The sequence below is a fragment of the Thermoanaerobaculia bacterium genome (assembly GCA_035260525.1).
Lineage (GTDB): Bacteria > Acidobacteriota > Thermoanaerobaculia > UBA5066 > DATFVB01 > DATFVB01.
Genome location: DATFVB010000196.1, coordinates 1 through 18,006 on the forward strand (window position 1 = coordinate 1; position 18,006 = coordinate 18,006).

Below are 18,006 nucleotides of genomic sequence, written 5' to 3' on the forward strand. Positions count from 1 at the left end.
GAGGAGCACGCGCGTGACCTTCGGGATCACGTCGCCCCCCTTCTCGACGGCGACCGTGTCCCCCACCCGGACGTCTTTGCGCGTCAGGTCCTCGTAATTGTGGAGCGTGGCGCGCTGGACGACCGTCCCGCCGATCCGGACCGGGTCGAGGCGGGCGACGGGCGTGAGGACCCCCGTGCGTCCGACCTGAACGTCGATCGCCCGCACGACCGTGAACGCCTCTTCCGGCGGGTACTTGAAGGCCACGGCCCAGCGCGGCGACTTCGCCGTCTGCCCGAGCTTCCTCTGGACCGCGCGCGGGTCGACCTTGACGACCACGCCGTCGGTCTCGAAATCGAGCGACCGCCGTTTCTCGCGCCATTCCTCGACGAACGCGGCGACCTCCTCGAAGTCGCCGCAGACGCGATAGTGCGGGTTGACGGGGAACCCGAGACCCCGGAGGCGCTCGAGCACCGCGCCCTGCGACGGATCGCTCTCCGGCTCCGCGATCTGATACATCCACGCGTCGAGGCCTCTCCGCCCGGTCTCCGCCGGATCGAGCAGCCGCATCGAGCCGGACGCGGCGTTGCGCGGATTCGCGAAGATCGGGAACCCCGCCTCCTCGCGGCGCCGGTTGAGGCGTTCGAACGCGCGGCGCGGGAAGTAGACCTCGCCGCGGACCTCGATCGACCCGCGCTCCGGGATCTCCGCGGGAATCGAGCCGATCGCCCGCACGTTGGCGGTCACGTCCTCGCCGCGGAAGCCGTCGCCTCGCGTCGCCCCCCGGGCGAGCCGGCCGCCTTCGTACCGCAGCGCGATCGAAAGGCCGTCGATCTTCAGCTCCGCGACGTAGCCGAACGGCTCCGCGACGGCGAGCTTCCGGGCGCGCGCGTCCCACTCGGCGAGCTCCTCGATCGAATAGGCATTGTCGAGGGAAAGCATCGGCGTCGCGTGGACGACGGCGTCCCCCTCCGCCGGAGCCTTCCCGCCGACGCGGCGGGTCGGCGAATCGGGCGTTTCGAGCTCGGGGAACTCCTCCTCGAGCCGGCGGAGCTCGAGCATCCGGCGGTCGTACTCCGCGTCGCTGACCTCGATCCGGCTCTCTCCGTAGTAGAGGCGGTTGTGGCGCTCGATTTCTTCGCGGAGCTCCTCGGCGCGCGCTTTCGCCCGGGCGGGATCCATGGCGCGAAGTCTACCGCACGCCTCCGCGCGCCCGACGGCGGTCCCGTGCTACAGTTTTTCCGATGCGGTGGAGAACAGCGGGCCTCTCCGTCGCCGCGGTCGCCGCCGCGGCGCTCGCGCGCAGCGCGCCTCTCGCCGACCCCGTCGCCTCGTACCGCATCTCCTGCCGCTACGACGAGACGCGAAAACGGATCGAGGGGACCGAGCTCCTCACGTGGAAGAACGCGGGCCCGCGCGCCGCCTCGACGCTCCGTCTCCACCTCTACCTCAACGCGTTCGCGAACAACCGATCGAGCTACATGAAGGAGCGGCGCCGCATGGGGGACCCGGCCCGGGTCGCGCCGGGACAATGGGGCTCGATCGCGATCTCGCGGATGACGTCGGCGGCCGGCGAGGACCTCCTCGCGAACCTGCGCTTCGTCGCGCCCGACGACGGCAACGCGGATGACCGGACCGTCGCGGAGGTGGACCTCCCCGCCCCGATCGCTTCCGGAGAGACGGCGCGTTTCTCGATCGAGTTCGTATCCCGCCTTCCCCGCGTCCTCGACCGCTCCGGCTGGGCAGGAGACTTCGTCCTCGCGGGCCAGTGGTTCCCGAAGGTCGGCGTCTGGGAAGCGCGCGGCTGGAACTGTCATCAGTACCATTCCTTCTCCGAGTTCTTCGCGGACTTCGGCGACTACGACGTCACGATCGACGTTCCGCGGCGGCTCAAGGGGAAGGTGGGCGGCACGGGGCGGCTCCTCGAGGAGCGCGAGGCGCCCGGCGATCGCGTCCTCGAGCACTTTCGCGCCGAGTCGGTCCACGATTTCGCGTGGACCGCCGATCCCCGCTTCGACGTGGAGACCGAGCCGTTTCACGAGGCCGGCCTTCCCGACGTCGCGATCACGCTGCTGTCGCAGCCCGAGCACGCGGCCCTCGCGCCGCGGTACTTCGCGGCGGCGAAGAAGGCGATCTCCGTGTTCGGAAAGCGGTATGGTCCCTACCCCTACGGGATCCTCACGATGGTCGATCCGCCCGCCAACGCGCGCGAGGCGTGGGGGATGGAATATCCGACGTTCATCGCCTGCGGAGCGTCGGCGTACACGCCGAAGAGCGCCTGGCAACGGTATGAGGCGCTGGAGCCGACGGTCGCGCACGAGTACGCCCACCAGTACTTCTACGGAATGCTCGCCTCCAACGAGTTCGAGGAGGCGTGGCTGGACGAGGGGTTCGCTCGCTATTCCGAGGTGCGGTTCATGGCCGAGACCGAAGGGGACGCCCATCCCCTCGTCTCCCTCTTCGGGTTCCCGATCCTCCTGCGGTCGGTGGCGCTCCATCCCCCGCTCGACACCCAGCTCCGCACGTTCGACGCGGTGTCGCGCGACCCGCTGACGGCCTCCTGGAAGTTCGAGGGACACGCCAGCTACGGGCTCGTCTACGGGAAGACCGCGCTGGCTCTTTCGACGCTCGAGCGCCAGGTCGGGCGGCCGGTGATGGACCGCCTTTTCCGCGCCTACGTCGACGCGTACCGGTTCCGGCATCCCACGACCGAGGACTTCCTCGGGGTCGTCGACCGCGTCGCCGGCGCCGGCTGGTCCTCCCTTCTCCGGCGCGAGCTCTTCACGTCGGGAACCGTCGACTACGCGGTCGCGAGCGCGGAGAGCCGTCCCGCCGACCCGCCGGCGGGATGGATCGAGACGGAAGGGCGGTCCTCCGAGGTCGTGCCGGCGCCGGCGCGCCGCCCCCGCCGCTTCGAGACGAACGTCGTCGTCCAACGGCGCGGCGACGTCGCGCTGCCCGTCGAGATCCGGCTCGAATTCGAGAAGGGGAAGGCGTACGAGACCGTGTGGAACGGCGAGGCGCGATGGATCCGGCTGCACGTCGATTCCGGGCCGAAGCTCCTCCGCGCGCTCGTGGACCCCCGCGAGAAGATCCTCCTCGACGCGGACCGGAACAACAACGGATGGGTGGTGCGCGGCGACGCCGCGGCGGCGAATCTCTGGACGGCCCGCGCGTTCTTCTGGACCGAGAACCTCCTGGATCTCTTCATGGAGCTCTGGTGAGCGATTTCGGCCGCGGCCTCATGATCTCGATCCGCCGGCCCCACTTCGCGATCGCGGTATGGCTGGTCCAGGGCGCCCTTGCGGCGGTGCTCGCGCTGCCGATCTCGAACTTCCTGCACGCCGAGCTCAACCACTCCCCGGCCGCCTCGTCGATGATCGTCGCGCCGAACGCGCTCTGGTGGAACACCGCGCGCCGCGAGCATCCCGACCTCCTCGGGACGCTGCCCGAGAGCGCGCTCGCGCTCTTTTCCGCCGCGGGGACGCGCGGGTTCTCGGCGTTCGACGGCGCGGCCGGGGTCGGCGCCGCCTTCCTCGGCGCGGGGCTTCTGGCGATCGTGCTGCACGCCTTCCTCCTCGGGGGGATCTTCGGAAGCCTCGCCAACCGCGGCACGGACCTCACCGTTTTCGCCCGCGAGGGGGCGCGCCGCCTCCCCGCCTTCCTGATCGTCACCCTCGGCGCGGCCGCGCTCGTGGCGGCGGTCTATCACTACGTGTTCTGGGCGTCGGGCCAGGCGCTCGCCGGCTTCACCGGAAACCTCGCGACCGAGCAGGGGCAGCGCTTCGTGGCGCTCGGCCGGCTCGCGGCGCTGGTCGTCCTCGTCACGTTCGTGAAGGTGGCGGCCGACGCGATCCGCGTCGCCCTCGTCGAGCGTCCCGACCTCCCGCCGGTGACGCGCTACCTCGTCGGCGTCGGCTCCGCGCTCGGCCGGCTCGTCCCGATCCTCGCCACACTGGTCCTCTGGGCCGGATCGACCGGGGTCCTGTACTTCCTCTGGTCGCGCCTGAACGTGAGCTCGGCGGCGACGACGACGGGGGGGGTGGTCCTTCTCGTCGCGGCCCAGCAGGTCTTCGTCTTCCTCCGGGCGGTGCTGAAGGTCGGCTACTACGCCGCGATCCGGGAGACCATCCTCCGGCGCGCGGAACCGGCCGCGGTTGCCGCCGAGACCGCCCCGTGAAGACCATCCTGATCGCCGACGACCTTCCGGCGCATCTCGACCTCCTCGAGGTGATCCTCCAGCGCGCCGATTGCCGGCTCGTGCGCGCCGAGGACGGGATCGCGGCGCTCCGCCTCGCCCGCGAGGAGAAGCCGGACCTGGTCTACCTCGATATCGAGATGCCCGGGATGAACGGCGGCGAGGTCTGCCGGCTGCTCAAGGCCGATCCGGAGCGCCGCCGCGTCCCGGTCGTGCTCGTCTCGTCGCACGGGCGCCGGGAATTCGCGATGAAGTGCGGCGCCGACCAGTTCCTGGGCAAGCCCGTCGACGAGCCCACGCTTCTCGGCACGCTCGAGGCCTTTCTTCGCCTCCAGGCGCGCGGCGAGAAGCGGCTTTCCGTCGAATGGCCGGTCACCTTCTGGCGGGAGGGGTCCTCCCATTCGGGCCGCATGCTCGACGTCTCCCGAACGGGATTCTTCGTCGAGTGCCGGCGCCCGCAGTCGATCGGCTCGCGCCTGGCGATCGCCTTCCCGCTCCCCGAGCCGGACGCGGGCGAGGAGCGGATGTTCGTCGGCGAGGCGATCGTGGTTCGCTGGGAGGCGGCCCCGCGGTCGGGGATGGGATGCCGGTTCTTCCGCACGACGCTCGCCGGGCGAACGGCGCTCGAGCGCCATCTGGCCGCCGGCGAGTGAGCCTCGCCGCGGATCAGGCCGCGGGCTCGGTCTCGAGCGAGACGAGCTCGACCCCGGCCTGTTTCGCCACCTCGAGCGAGCGCTGGTCCCGGTAGAACTCCCCGTAGTAGATCCGCCGGATCCCCGACGTCGCGAGCAGCTTGAAGCAGGGCCAGCAAGGGGACGCCGTCGTGTAGAGCTCGCCTCCCGCGATCGCGACGCCGTTCTTCGCCGCCTGCAGGACCGCGTTCGCCTCGGCGTGCACCGTCGCCACGCAGTGCCCGTCCTCCATCATGCAGCCGACGTCCTCGCAATGCGGAAGCCCGGGAAGCGAGCCGTTGTAGCCGGTCGAGAGGATCGTCTTGTCCCGCACGATCACCGCGCCGACGTGCTTGCGCGGGCAGGTCGAGCGCGTCGCCGCCTGGCGGGCGATGTTCATGAAATAGGTGTGCCAGTCGACTCGCGTGGTCATCCGGATCTCTCGGTTATGATCCATCATATGTCGGATCGCCGCGTCGTCGTCACCGGCCTGGGCGCCGTGACTTCCCTCGGCGGGAGCGTCGCGTCGACGTGGCGGGGCCTCCTCGCGGGGGAATGCGGGATCCGCCGGCTGACCCTCTTCGACCCGGCCGCGTACCGCACGCAGACCGCCGCCCAGATCGACGAGATCGCCGACGACTTCATCGACCCGTCGCGCCGGCGCCGCATGTCGCGCGCGGACCGCATCGGAATCGTCGCCGCGCGCGAAGCGATCGAGAGCTCCGGTCTCGACCTCGGCCGCGAGGACCCGTCGCGGATCGGGGTCATCCTCGGGGGCGGCGTCTCCGGCCTCATGGACTCGGAGGCGAACTTCGAGCGGATGCTGTCGGGAAAGATCGCGCGGCCGAGCCGGTTCCTGAACCACCAACCCGACGCGATCACCGACCGTCTCTCGGAGTTCTTCGGTCTGCGCGGGATCAAGTCGACGATCACGACCGCCTGCTCCTCCTCCGCCGTCTCGATGGGCTATGCCTTCGACGCGATCCGGCAGGGGCTCGCGGACGTCGTCCTGACCGGCGGTTCCGACGTCCTCGCCCGCCTCACGTACGGCGGTTTCAACTCGCTCCGGTCGGTGGACCCGGACCCGTGCCGCCCCTTCGACCGGAACCGCAAGGGGCTTTCGATCGGCGAGGCCGCCGGGATCCTCGTCTTCGAGGAGGCCGGACGAGCGCGCCGGCGGGGAGCGCCGATCCTCGCGGAGTTCCGGGGATACGGCGCCACGTCGGACGCGTACCACATGACCGCGCCGGAGCCCTCCGGACGGGCCGGGGCGCGGACGATCGCGGCCGCGCTCGCCTCCGCGCGCCTGAACGCGGAGGACGTCGACTACGTGAACGCCCACGGGACGGCGACGCCGGCCAACGACTCGGCCGAGACGAACGCGATGAAGGCGGCGCTCGGCGACCGCGCCCGGACGATCCCCGTCTCCTCGACGAAGTCGATGATCGGGCACGCGCTCTGCGCCGCCGGCGGGATCGAGGGCGTGATCTCGGTGCTCGCTCTGCGCGATCAGGTCGCTCCGCCGACGATCCACCTCGAGGACCCGGACCCGGCCTGCGACCTCGACTTCGTCACCGAGGGCGCGCGGCCCGTCGCGATCGGCGCGGTCCTCTCGAGCTCGTTCGCGTTCGGCGGCAACAGCGCGGTCGTCGCCTTCTCGGCGTTCGAGCCCGGTCGCGCCGCTTGACCGCCGTCGTCACCGGAACCGGCGCCGTTTCGGCCCTCGGCCGGGACACGCCCACGTTCCTGCGGCGGCTCCGCGCGGGCGAGTCGGCGGTGCGCCCGATGACCGACGAGGAGCGGGGCGCCGGCCAGGCGGGATTCGTCGCACGGATCGACGCCTGGACCGCGCAGCCGGAGATCGCCGCCATGAAGGCGCGGCGGCTCGACCGAGGCTCGCAGTACGCCGTCGTGGCGAGCCTCGAGGCGGCGCGGCAGAGCGGCTTCCCGCTGGCGGAGCGCCCGGACCGCGCCGGCATCGCTCTCGGGACCGGTTCGGCGGGTTCGGGGGCGCTCACGGAGTTCATCCGCGTGCTCCTGACGGAGTCGCCGGAAGCGGCGCCGCCGTTCCATTTTCCGAACACGATCGCCAACGCTCCCGCCTCCCAGGTCTCGCTCGAGCTGAAGTTCCTCGGCCCGAACGTCACGATCACCCAGAAGGACCCGTCGGCGCTCAACGCCGCGATCTACGCGGCCGGCTGCATCGAGGACGGCCGCGCGGAAGCGATGATCGCCGGCGGCGTCGACGAGTGGAACGCGTGGTATTCCTCGGCGATGGACCAGATGCACGCGCTGCGCGGCCCCCGGTTTCCAGCGGGGATCGCACAGGGAGAAGGGTGTTTCGTCCTCTTCCTCGAGAGCGAGGATGTCGCGCGGGCCCGCGGGGCGCGCGTCCTCGCCCGCTTCACCGGCTACGCGTTCGCCGGATCCCCGTGCGCGCCGTATGCGTACGCGGAGGACGAGGGTGCGGCGGAGTCGGCGATGCGCGGCGCGCTCGATCGCGCCGGCGCGCGCGCGGCCGCGGTCGACCTCGTCCTGCTGTCCCGCAACGGCCGCCCGGGGCTCGACGCGATGGAATGCCGCGTCGTCGACCGGCTCGTCGGCGCCCCCGCCCGCCGGATCGCCGTCAAGGATGCGGTCGGCGAGATGGCCGCCGCCGGAGGCGCGCAGCTCGTCGCCGCGACGTGGGAGCTCGCCGACGGCACCGCCTCGACCGTGCTCGTCAATTCCTTCGGGGCCGGGGGGAACTTCCTTTCCGCCGTACTGGAGAAGCCGTGAGCGTCCGGCGCGCCGGCTCCCCTCCGCTGCGCGGATTCCGGCTGCGTCTCCCCGTGCGCTTCTCGGAATGCGACCTCTACGGCGTCGTCTGGCACGGCCGGTACGCCGTGTACCTGGAGGAGCTGCGCAACGCCGTCTGCGCCCGCTTCGACTGGAGCGTCCTGACGGCGCGCGAAGCGGGATACCTGATCCCGGTCACGAGAATGGAGATCGCCTATCACGCTCCGGCGCGGTTCGGGACGAAGCTCGCGATCACCGGACGCCTGCGTCCCCCCGAGGTCGCCCGCCTCGTGTTCGACTACGAGATTTGCGACGACGCGGGCGGGCGCCTCACGTCCGCGACGACCGAGCAGGTCGTCACGCGTCTCGACGGCGAGCTGCTGGTCTCTCTTCCCCGCCCGTTCCGCGACCTCGCCGCGGCGATCCTGGCCGGACAGGACGACGCCGCGGCGCGCGATTTTTGAGCAACCGGAGGAGGTCGCTCACGCGACGAGCTTCGATCTCCCTCTCGGTAGCCTTCTGAACTCCCTGACGAACGGACCGGCGACTCGTCGAATGTCGGGGAAATCGCTGCCGAAGTGGTCGGCGCCGACCGGTGCTTTTCGCGGCGCGACCGAGCCGCGCCGACTCGTCCCGCCGAAGCTCGAAGAGCGAAGGAGGAAGCCCGGGCGAAGGCGGGAGGGACCCGCAAGCCGTCACGCGCTCACGGTCCCCGGGCCCGCTCCCGCGACGGGGGCCTCGCGCGGGAGCGTGATCCGGACGTTCGTCCCGGCGCCTTCGCGCGAATCGATCACGAGTGTCCCGCCGTGCTCCTTCACGATCCGGCTCGCGACCATGAGGCCCAGGCCGGTGCCTCCCTTGCGCGTCGTGCGGAAGAGCGCGGGGATTTCCGCGAGAACCGCCGCGGGGATCCCTTCCCCCTCGTCGCGCACCCGCACGATCACGGTCCCGCCCTCCTCCTCGGCGCCTTCGAGGAGCACTCGCCGGCGCTCCGGGGGAACGCCGGCGCACGCTTCGATCCCGTTTCGCAGGACGTTCCAGAGGACCTGCCGCATCTTTCCCGCGTCCCACCGCACGGTGGCGTCGGCGACGGGCCCGAGCTCGACGGCGACGCCCTTCTGTCTCCCTTCCATCGACGCGAGGGCGCAGGCCTCCCGCAGAAACGCGGGCAGCGCGATCTCCTCGGCGTGGAGCGGCAGGGGCCGCGCGTACAGAAGGAAGTCGGAGACGAGCCGATCGAGCCGCCGCACCTCCGAGCGGGCGCCCGCGAACCGCTCTTCCTCGAACGGGAACCGTTCCTCGAGGTTCTGGAGCGTGAGTCCGAGGGAGTGAAGGGGGTTCCGGATCTCGTGCGCCAGGCCCGCCGCGACGGTACCGAGCTCGGAAAGGCGGCGATCCTCGAGCCGCGCCTCCTCCAGGCGCCGGTTGCGCTCGAGCAGACGCCAGACGAACACGTCGGTGGCGGCGAGCGCGGCGAGCGCCGCCAGCGCGGCGAATGCCGTCTTTCGCGCGAGGCCGGCGCGCAGCGTCTCGAGCCGCGAAGCGACCGCGTCCTTGGAGACGCCGACGTGGAGGAACCCGATGTTCTCGATCGGGACCGCGATGTCGTAGTCCCTCGACGTCTGCGTCGAGCGTCGGCCGGTCCCGTCGGGAAGGTCGAGCGCCGGCGTGGGAGGCTCGTCGACGAACGTCCGGCGTCCCTCGGCCCTTCCCTCGAAGAGCCGCCGGCCTTCGCGGTCGGTCACCGTGATGTATTCGACCGTCCGCTTCTCCTGGAGCACGGAATGGAGGTAGAGATCCGTCGCCCGGGTCGTCTCCGAAACGCGGAGCGGAGGGGCGTTTCCTTTCGCGAGCCGCCGGGCGATCGACTCGGCGTCGGCGCGCGATTCCGCGAGGACCGACTCGGTCAGCCGCGACGAGAGCGACCGGAAGATCAGGAGCGAGAAGAGCCCGACGACGAGGAGGAAGAGCGCCCCCGAAACGACGGCGACGGCGAGGAGACGTCGGGCGAACCCGCGTTGGGCGTTCACGCGGGAATCATAGAGGGTTGGCGCGAACGAGTCTCGTCACGGCCATCGGATTACCGGCGCACCGGATTCGAAGCTCTTCCCGGGGTCGGTCCATCGATGCCGGTTCGAGCCCGGACAATGCAAATCGAGGCGACCAGGGCAACCCGTGGATTCAGGGCTTCTCCCCGGGCCCTTCGCATCGCGGGGAAGCCTTCGCCGAAGGGTATCCAGCGCTGAGCGCGCCGATCGCCGCGAACGCCAGTGCGCGAGCCACCAAGGCGAAAGCTCCGCGATGCGGGAGCGAGCGCGTTGCGGGGTGACGGCGGCGCGGTCGTCCCCGCGGAAGCGGGGATTCGGCCTTTCCGAAAAGACCGGGCTTCCCGCTTCCGCGGGAATGACAAAGCCCGGGCGGCGATAAGAGCGCCCTCGTTCGACGAGCCGCGCAAGCCGCCACGCGCTCCGTCCCCCCGAGCCAGCTCCCGCGACGGGATGCCTCGCGTCGCCGGCTATGCGGTATTGCGTTTGCGCTCGCGGCGCAGATACCGGTAATCCCGAATCCCGAACTCCGCCATCTTCGCGATCAGTGAACCGCGCGAGATGTTCAGGAGCTCGGCGCCCTTGCTCTGGTTCCCTTCGACCTTCCTCATGACGCGGTCGATCACCTGCCGCTCGACTGACTCGACGATCTTCTTCAGGTCGTCGACTTCGTGCAACACGAGACCGGCCTCCGCTTCGCGGAACTTCGGGTCGAGCCGCTCGAGGACGATCGGATCGTGGGGACCCGAGATCGCCGCGAGCCGGATCACTTCGTTCTCGAGCTCGCGCGCGTTGCCCGGATACCGGTAGGTGAGGAGCGCGTTCAACGCGTCGGGCTCGATCGACCCCAGGCCGGCCGGGGCGTGCTGCCGCGCGAAATGCTCGAAGAGCGCCGGGATGTCCTCGCGAACCTCCGCGAGCGACGGAAGCCGGACGGTGAGCACGGCGAGGCGAAAGTAGAGGTCGCGGCGAAACCCGCCGCTCTCGACGGCCGGGAGGAGGTTGCTCGAGGTCGTCGCGATCCAGCGGATCCGTCCGCGCGTGCCCTCCTCCGAGGCGAGCGCCGTCATCGTGTCGAGGAGCCGCGACTGCGCGCCCTGCGGAAGGTAGCCGACCTCGTTGAGTACGAGCGTTCCGCCCGCGGCGTCTTCGATCCGGCCGCCGCGGCGCCGGTCTCCCCTCGCGGCCGCGGGTCGCCCGAAAATCTCCTCTTCGAGTCGGTTCATCGACGAGCAGTCGACGACGACGAAGGGGCCGGGAGCCGCGTCGCTCTGTCGGTGGATCGCCGCCGCGATCAGGTCCTTGCCCGTCCCCACCTCGCCGGAGATGAGCACCGGCGCCTTCGACCGGGCGATGCGCGGGAGATCGAGCATGAGCCGGCGCATCACGTCGGAGGCCGCGACGATCTCGACTTCCCGGGGAGGCTCGAGGGAAGGCGCGGGCGTCGGCGCCGGCTCCCCGGCGGGGACGCCGACCGAGGACCAGGCGAGATCGGCGAGCTGCGCGACTTCCTCGACGAACGCGGCGGCGCGCGGCGGTAGGCGGAGCGTCTCGCGCGCGGCGAGGACCACTTTCCGGTCCGCGCTCTTGCCGGGCGACGCAAAGACGGCGAGCGGGCCTCCCTCCTGGTCGATCCGCACGGGTCCCATCGCGCGCCGCAGGTCTTCGGCGATGCGGACGGGGAACTCGAACGCCTCCCGGAAAGTGGAGGCGAGGCGCCGGAAAGCGCCGTCCGGCTCGAGGATCCCGACGGCCCATTCCTCGGGGCCGAGCTCCTCGGAGAGAAATCTCGCGACCTCTCGGGCCGCGCTCTCGATGTCGGTCTCGCGCTTGAGCCGCCGGAAAATGTCGAGGCGCAGCCCGCGATATTCGGTCTCGGAGAAGCCCGCCGGCGCCGCGGTCGGCACCTGGGCGGTCTGCCGGGACGAAGCCGGCACGGCCTCGGATTCCGAAGCCGTCTCCGTTTCCGCGACGGGCGTGATCCTTCCGGCCGGGCGGCCGGCCAGGAGGGTGATCGCCGCCTCGCCGATCGTTATCCGGTCCCCGATGCCGAGCGGCCCGCCGAGCGTCTCCTTCCCGTTGACCAAGACCGGCTCGACGCCCCGGAAAACGTCCAAAAAGTAACCGCTGTCTTTTTCGACAATCCGCGCGTGCCGCCCGGAGACGCCGCGCGCCCGGACGACCACCTGGTTACCCGATGACGCGCCGATGGTCACCAGAGGACCCGTGACGCGCCGAACTTCCGCTTCGCCGGTCTTTTTGCGGACTTCCAAGCTCAACATTCTCGATCCTTCCCCTCACGCATAATCTGCAAGTCCACCGGTCGCGGACCCCGGGTCGGCATTGCCTTTGAGAGGACAAAGATAGGGCAGTGCGGCCAAAAACGCAAACGGGGGCGACGATTGCCCAAAGACTGGCCGGATACTTGGGGTTGTGCGCCCGACCGTCCGTGCTACTAGATATAGTGGAATTCGGCCGTGACCTCTGCTAATCTCCCTCTCATGTTCCACTTGGAGCGTCTGGAGATCTCCGGGTTCAAGTCGTTCAACGAGTCGGCCCAGTTGACCTTCCCCGGCGCCATCACCGCGGTGATCGGGCCCAACGGCTGCGGGAAGTCCAACATCTGCGACGCGGTCGCCTGGGCGCTGGGCGAGCAGAGCGCGCGCGTGCTGCGCGGCGAAAAGATGGACGACGTGATCTTCAACGGATCGGGGAAACGGCGGCCGCTCGGAATGGCCGAGGTCACGCTGACGCTCAAGTCGAGGAACGGCGACTTCCCGGAGACCGACGGCCGCGTCGCGATCGGCCGCCGCGTGTACCGCGACGGCGAGGGAGAGTATTTCCTGAACGGGAAGCGCGTCCGCCTGAAGGACGTGCAGGACGTGATCTTCGGCACCGGGCTCGGCGTCCGGGCGTACTCGATCATCGAGCAGGGAAAGATCGACCAGGTCCTCTCCTCGAAGCCGCAGGATCGCCGAAAGCTGATCGAAGAGGCGGCTGGGATCACGAAGTACAAGGCGCGCAAGCGCGCGGCCGAGCTCAAGCTCGAGGAGACCCGCGCCAACCTCACGCGCCTCTCCGACATCGTCTCCGAGGTGGACCGCGCGTGCGCGTCGCTCAAGCGCCAGGCATCGAAGGCGGAGCGGTACAAGGAGCGCACGGAGCTGCTCCGGGAGAAACGGCTTCTGCTCGCGCGTCTGACATTCGACGCGCTTTCCGAGGAGTCGCGCCAGGCGTCGGCCGCGCTCGCCGAACGGCGGGACGAGGAGGCGGCCGCGGCCGCCGACCTCGCCGCGTGCGAAGCGGCGGAGGCGGAATCGCGCCGGCTGGCGATCGACGCCCGCGCCCGCCGGGAGCAGGCGCGCGAAGAGCTCGCCGCGATCACGTCCGCGGTCGAGCGCGACGACGCCGCGATCGAAGCGGCCCGGCGGGCCGAGATCGAGATCGCGGCGCGGCGAGAAGCCGTCGCGCGCGACTCGGATCAGCTCGCGCGGGAATCGGCGGCGCGCTCCGAGACGCGCCGGCGTCTCGAGGAGGAGCGGGGCGCCCGCCGCGCCGAGTTCGATTCCGCGGAGATCGGGAAGCGCACGGCGTCGCAACGGCGGCGCGTCGCCGAGGAGCGCATGGCCGCGATCGAGGGCGGGCTCGACGCCGCGCGTCAGGAGCTCGCCGGGGCGACCGCCGAGCGTGCGCAGGCGAGGAACGCCCGGCACGAGATCGACCTCGCGCTCGAGCGGACCGCGGCGGCGAGGAGCCGCCTCGGCGAAGCCGCGGGACGTCTCGAAGCGGCCGTGGCCGCGCTCGACGGGGAGCTCGCCGCGGCGGAATCGGACGAGCGCGAGAGGGCGGAGTCGGCCCGCGCCGCCGCCGCGGCCTTCGAGGAGACCGAGGCCCGCCTGCGGGAGACCGCCGCGCGGGTCGCGTCGCTCGAGGAGGAGCGCGGCCGCGCCCGGGAAGAGATCGCGGTCCTCGAGCAGCGCGCGGAGGCCCTCGAGCACGCCCGCGAGGACCGGGAGCGCAGGGCGGACCGCGTCGCGCAGGCGCTCGACCGGCGCGGTATCGCATCGCGCGGCCTCCTGGCGGCCCGCCTCGTCGCCCGTCCCGGATGGGAGGGGGTCATCGATCGGCTCGCGTCGGCGGAGCTCGCCGCGGTCCTCGTCGCCGGCGCACCCGAAGAAGCGGCCCGCCGCCTGCGCGAGGAGGGAGTCGGCGGCGCCGTCGTCGGAGAAGAATGGCCGGCTCCCGCAGGCTCTTCGGAATGGCAGCGTGTCCTCGAGAATTTCGCGGACCTCTCGCCCGCCCTTCGCTCCGCCCTTCCCGCCGCCGTGTTCGTCGAGACGGCCGAAGAGGCGGCCGACGGGGCGCGCCGGAACCCGGGACTGTTGCACGCCGCCCGGTCGGGCGAGATCGCTCGCGGCGCGCTTCTCCGGGTACCTTCCCCGCGCCCGGAGCAGGCGGGACTCCTCTCGCTCCACCGGGAGATCGAGGAAGCCCGCCGGGCGCGCGCCGACCGAGAGGCGTCGCTCGCGTGTTGCGAGGAGAACCTCGCGCGGGAGCGCGAACGGCGCGCCGCGCTCGAAGGAGAGGTGGCGACCCTCGCCGACGTCCGGCGCGCCGCGGAGTCCTCGCTCGCCGCGCATTCGGCGCGGCTCGCGGAGCGGCGCGACGACCGCGCCCGAAAGCTCCAGGAAATCGAGACGCTCCGCGCCGAGGACGAGATCCTCGCGTCCGAGGCGGCGGGGCTTTCGGCGCGCCGCGCCGAGACCACGGAGCGCGAGCGCGCCCTCGAAGTCGCCGAGGCGGAGATCCGGTCACGGATCGAGGCGGCCGCCGCCGAGCTCGCCGCGGCCCGTCCGGAGATCGCGAGCTCGCTCGAGAGCGAAGCCGCGGCGCGCGAGTCGCTCGAGGGCGCGCGCGAGCGGCTCGCGTCCGTCGAGCGCGAGAGCCTGGCGCTCGCCGCTCACGAGGAGGTCGCGCAGCGGCGGCGCAACGAGTGGGACCGCGAATCCGAGGCGCTGGCGGCACGGCAGGAGACCGCCCGCCGGGAAGCGGAGCAGGCGCGGACCCGCCGCGACGTCAACGTGCTCGCGCGGGAGGCTTCCGCGCGGACGGCGGAAGCCGCCTCGATCGAGTCCGACCGTCTCTCCGTCGCCGCCGCCGACGCCGAGGACGCCGTCCGCCGGGTGCGCGCGATCTTCGACGACGCGCGCCAGAAGCGCTTCGACGCCGAGATCCTGTTTTCGCGCGTTTCGTCGGATCTCCAGCATGCCGTCGAGTCGACGGGGCGGGAGTTCGGAGTCTCCCCCGAGGCGCTGCCGCCCGACCCGGGCGTCGACGCGGAAGCGCGCGGCGCGCTCGAAACGGAGGCCGCCGAGCTCGCCGACCAGATCGAGAAGATGGGACCCGTCAACGTGCTCGCGTTCGAGGAATACCGGGAGCAGAGCGAACGGCTCACGTTCCTGACGACCCAGAAGGCCGATCTCGAGACCTCGATCGCCTCGCTCATGGACACGATCCGGAAGATCAACGCGACGTCTTCGGAGCGGTTCGCGGAGGCGTTCGCGGCGATTAACACGCATTTCGCGGAGCTCTTCCAGCGGCTCTTCCGCGGCGGTTCCGCGCAGATGCGGCTCCTCGACGAGAACGATCTCCTCGACTCGGGGATCGAGATCACCGCGCAGCCGCCGGGCAAGCGCAACCAGTCGATCCTGCTCCTTTCGGGCGGCGAGAAGGCGATGACCGCCATCGCGCTGCTGATGGGAATCTTCAAGTACAAGCCCTCCCCCTTCTGTATCCTCGACGAGGTCGACGCGCCGCTCGACGACGCGAACATCGACCGCTTCGCGCAGCTCATCCGGGAGATGAGCGAGGAGACGCAGTTCATCGCGATGACGCACAACAAGCGGACCATGGAGAGCGCCGACGCGCTCTACGGGGTCACCATGGAAGAGCCGGGCTGCTCGAAGATCGTCTCCGTCAAGTTCGACTGAGGCTCGCGCCGCCGCGAGTTCGCGGGACGGAGGTGGCGAGCGGAGTATGCCCGGCCGATCCCGCGCCGAACGCCGGTGCCGCATGACGGTGGCATCGCTCCGAACGGCACCTTCAGCGCTCGGCGCTCACACGAAATCTGAGAACATTCCCTCCCTGCGCCTCGCTCAAGCGTCCGGCGCGGGATCGGCCGGGCATCCGCTCGCCACGATAGACCGCAAACGCGGGGCAGACGCTCGCCCGGGGTCTCTGGAGGAGGCGGCGCTGGGCGCCTCGGCCGATTCTCTGAAATGGGCCGAGCGGCTCGCATTGCCTCCGACCCACCCCGCCGCTATAATCCCCCCTCTTCTCGGCCCGGGCCGATGTAGCTCAGTTGGTAGAGCAGCGGTTTCGTAAACCGCAGGTCACCGGTTCAAGTCCGGTCATCGGCTCCAATCTTTTCCCGTGCCATACTCCGCGCCGTTGAGCCGGAAGCGAGCGCGCGCGAAGACCCGGGCGGAATCCGCGCCGCCGCGGCCGGAAGCCTCCTCCCCGGCGGCCGACCGCGCCGTCCGCCTCCTCTGGGCCGGCGCCGCCGTGGCCACGGCCTGGTCCTTCGGGTTCGCGATCGTCATGGGATCGGACACCTGGTGGCATCTCGCCGCGGGGCGCTGGATCGTCGACCATCGCGCGTTTCCACTCCGGGATCCGTTCTCCTTCACGCGCGCCGGGAAGCCCTGGCTGCACCACGAATGGCTCGCCGACGTCCTCTTCGACCTCTGGACGCGGATCGCGGGAGTTCCCGCGCTCGTCTGGGTGAAATGGGCGCTCGTCGTCGCGGCCTACCTTCTCCTGGATCGGGTCATCGTGCGCGCCGGGCGCAGCGAGACCGCGGCGTTCCTTTCGGCCGCTTTCGCGGCCGCGCTCGCGTCGCCGTTCCTCGACATCCGCCCGCATCTGTTTTCCCTGCTCGGCTATGCCGCCGTGCTCGCGGCGGGCCTCCGGGCCGCCCCGCTCCCGGCCGCGCTCCCCCTCCTGTTCCTCGTCTGGGCCAACCTGCACGGAGGCTTCTTCTTCGGTCTCGCGGCGCTCGCGCTATTCGCGCTCCTGCGGGCGTGGGCCCGGAAGGCAACGGAGGGCGCCCGACGCGTCTTCGCGCGCGAATCCGCGCTCGCGCTCCTCAGCGCCGCGGCCTCGCTCGTCAATCCCAACGGCCTGGCGGCCTGGAAGTATCCGCTCCGGTATGCGTTCGACCGCGGCTCGGCGTTCCGGCAGATCGGGGAATGGCTTCCCCCGTTCCGGCCCGGCGGGATCGACTCCCCGCTGCTGCCGGCGGCGATCGTCCTCTTCGTCCTCTCGGCGGCCGCGGCCCTTCCCCGTCTCTGGCGTGGCGGCGGCGAGCGGCTCTTCGCGGCCGCCGGGCTCGTCCTTTCGGCCGTGACGCTCGCGATGGCGCTCCGCAGCCGCCGCTTCGTTCCGCTCTTCGGGATGTCGGAGGCGATGCTGATCGCGGCCGCATTCGATCTCGGCGGCGCTCCGATCGCCGGCCGGCTTCCCGATCGGCGCCGACGTTTCGCGGGGGCCGCTCTGGCGGCGGCCGCCTTCACGTTCGGGGTCATCCGGCTCGCGCGGTATCCCCTTTCATCCCGCGCGTTTCCCCATCTCGTCGATAGGGAGGCATTTCCCGTCGATGCCGCGGACGCCCTGGCGGAGGCCGGCGTCACGGCGGACGTCTTCGCTTACTACAACTGGGGGGGCTACCTGATCTGGCGCTCCGGCGGCCGGCTTCGCCCCTTCATCGACGGACGCGCCGATACCGTTTACGACGAGGAGACCTACCGCCGGTACCTGGCGGTGCTCGGCCGCGAGCCGTCGTGGCGCTCCGTCGTCGACGGATCCGAGGCCGAGCTCGTCCTCTGGCCGCGCCGCGACCCCGAGGTCGCCCGGGAGCTCGTCGCTTCGGGCCGATGGCGCCTTCTCTTTCAGGACGCCGCCGGCAATCTCCTCGGCCGGTCCGGCCGGGCGTTTCCGCCGCTTCCCGAACGCGACTCCGCCGGGCTCCACGTGCGCCTGGCCGAGGAGGCCCGGCGGCGCAACGACCTCGCGGAGGCGGAAAGCCAGGCTCGCGCCGCGCTCGCGAGGAACCCCGAGCTCGAGGCGCCGTGCCACATGATCGCGAGGCTCGAGGCCATGCGGGGGTCGATCGAGGCGGCGCGCGCGACCGAGCGGGGATGCCAGCGCGTCTTTCCGCAGCCGATCCGCCTCGCCGCGTTCCGCCGGTTCCTCGACGCGCTCCCGCGCTAGTGTCCCGTCCCGATCGCACGCGAAGCCTCTCGGGGGCCTCGTCTTACGAGCCGGCATCGCTCTT

Annotated in this window: 12 protein-coding genes and 1 tRNA gene; 9 read left to right on the top strand and 4 right to left on the bottom strand. The window is 71.2% G+C overall.

The window, feature by feature from the left end:
* Window positions 1-1,161, bottom strand: a 1,161-nt coding sequence (gene ligA, locus VKH46_09760; protein HKB71118.1) for an NAD-dependent DNA ligase LigA, incomplete at its 3' end; no start/stop codon positions are given.
* Between the two features lie 62 nt (window positions 1,162-1,223).
* Between ligA and VKH46_09765 the strand changes: the two genes are divergently transcribed.
* The 3 genes from VKH46_09765 to VKH46_09775 are packed head-to-tail and all read left to right on the top strand — an operon-like array spanning window position 1,224 to window position 4,830.
* Window positions 1,224-3,203 carry a M1 family metallopeptidase gene (locus tag VKH46_09765; protein HKB71119.1) on the top strand — a complete coding sequence of 660 codons (1,980 nt, stop codon included), beginning with the start codon at window positions 1,224-1,226 and terminating at the stop codon, window positions 3,201-3,203.
* Window positions 3,200-4,159 carry a hypothetical protein gene (locus VKH46_09770; GenBank protein ID HKB71120.1) on the top strand — a complete coding sequence of 320 codons (960 nt, stop codon included), beginning with the start codon at window positions 3,200-3,202 and terminating at the stop codon, window positions 4,157-4,159. Before VKH46_09765 ends, VKH46_09770 begins: the two co-directional genes overlap by 4 nt.
* Entirely contained in the window at window positions 4,156-4,830 is a 675-nt protein-coding gene (locus VKH46_09775; protein ID HKB71121.1) for a response regulator, read from the top strand. The genes VKH46_09770 and VKH46_09775 overlap by 4 nt, the downstream gene beginning before the upstream one ends.
* 13 nt (window positions 4,831-4,843) lie before the next feature.
* On the opposite strand, the gene VKH46_09780 is transcribed toward VKH46_09775, so the two are convergent.
* Window positions 4,844-5,281, bottom strand: a complete 438-nt coding sequence (locus VKH46_09780) for a dCMP deaminase family protein (GenBank protein ID HKB71122.1) — start codon at window positions 5,279-5,281, stop codon at window positions 4,844-4,846.
* 27 nt (window positions 5,282-5,308) lie between these two features.
* On the opposite strand from VKH46_09780, the gene VKH46_09785 reads away from it, so the two are divergent.
* From VKH46_09785 to VKH46_09795, 3 genes are read left to right on the top strand one after another with little or no spacing between them, the layout of a single operon-like run.
* Entirely contained in the window at window positions 5,309-6,535 is a 1,227-nt protein-coding gene (locus VKH46_09785; GenBank protein ID HKB71123.1) for a beta-ketoacyl-[acyl-carrier-protein] synthase family protein, read from the top strand.
* Window positions 6,532-7,626: a beta-ketoacyl synthase N-terminal-like domain-containing protein gene (locus VKH46_09790; GenBank protein ID HKB71124.1), complete on the top strand. Its 1,095-nt coding sequence runs from the start codon at window positions 6,532-6,534 to the stop codon at window positions 7,624-7,626. Before VKH46_09785 ends, VKH46_09790 begins: the two co-directional genes overlap by 4 nt.
* Window positions 7,623-8,090 carry a thioesterase family protein gene (locus tag VKH46_09795; protein HKB71125.1) on the top strand — a complete coding sequence of 156 codons (468 nt, stop codon included), beginning with the start codon at window positions 7,623-7,625 and terminating at the stop codon, window positions 8,088-8,090. Before VKH46_09790 ends, VKH46_09795 begins: the two co-directional genes overlap by 4 nt.
* Window positions 8,091-8,321: 231 nt before the next feature.
* Here the strand turns inward: VKH46_09795 and VKH46_09800 are convergent, their stop codons facing one another.
* Both VKH46_09800 and VKH46_09805 read right to left on the bottom strand, forming a co-directional pair.
* On the bottom strand, window positions 8,322-9,656 hold the full coding sequence (locus tag VKH46_09800; protein ID HKB71126.1) for a HAMP domain-containing sensor histidine kinase: 1,335 nt from the start codon (window positions 9,654-9,656) through the stop codon (window positions 8,322-8,324).
* A gap of 485 nt (window positions 9,657-10,141) precedes the next feature.
* Window positions 10,142-11,944 (bottom strand): sigma 54-interacting transcriptional regulator, encoded by a 1,803-nt coding sequence (locus tag VKH46_09805; GenBank protein ID HKB71127.1) that lies wholly within the window; start codon window positions 11,942-11,944, stop codon window positions 10,142-10,144.
* 204 nt (window positions 11,945-12,148) lie between these two features.
* Between VKH46_09805 and smc the strand changes: the two genes are divergently transcribed.
* From smc to VKH46_09820, 3 genes are all read left to right on the top strand, one after another.
* On the top strand, window positions 12,149-15,661 hold the full coding sequence (gene smc, locus VKH46_09810) for a chromosome segregation protein SMC (GenBank protein ID HKB71128.1): 3,513 nt from the start codon (window positions 12,149-12,151) through the stop codon (window positions 15,659-15,661).
* 356 nt (window positions 15,662-16,017) lie between these two features.
* Window positions 16,018-16,093 (top strand) — tRNA-Thr (locus tag VKH46_09815).
* 28 nt (window positions 16,094-16,121) lie between these two features.
* Window positions 16,122-17,942 (top strand): hypothetical protein, encoded by a 1,821-nt coding sequence (locus VKH46_09820; GenBank protein HKB71129.1) that lies wholly within the window; start codon window positions 16,122-16,124, stop codon window positions 17,940-17,942.
* The last annotated feature ends 64 nt before the right edge of the window (window positions 17,943-18,006 follow it).

Excerpts from the sequence above, each read along its gene's own strand:
- VKH46_09765 (HKB71119.1), top strand. The coding sequence starts at position 1,224 with ATGCGGTGGAGAACAGCGGGCCTCTCCGTCGCCGCGGTCGCCGCCGCG.
- VKH46_09780 (HKB71122.1), bottom strand. The coding sequence starts at position 5,281 with ATGACCACGCGAGTCGACTGGCACACCTATTTCATGAACATCGCCCGC.
- VKH46_09785 (HKB71123.1), top strand. The coding sequence starts at position 5,309 with ATGTCGGATCGCCGCGTCGTCGTCACCGGCCTGGGCGCCGTGACTTCC.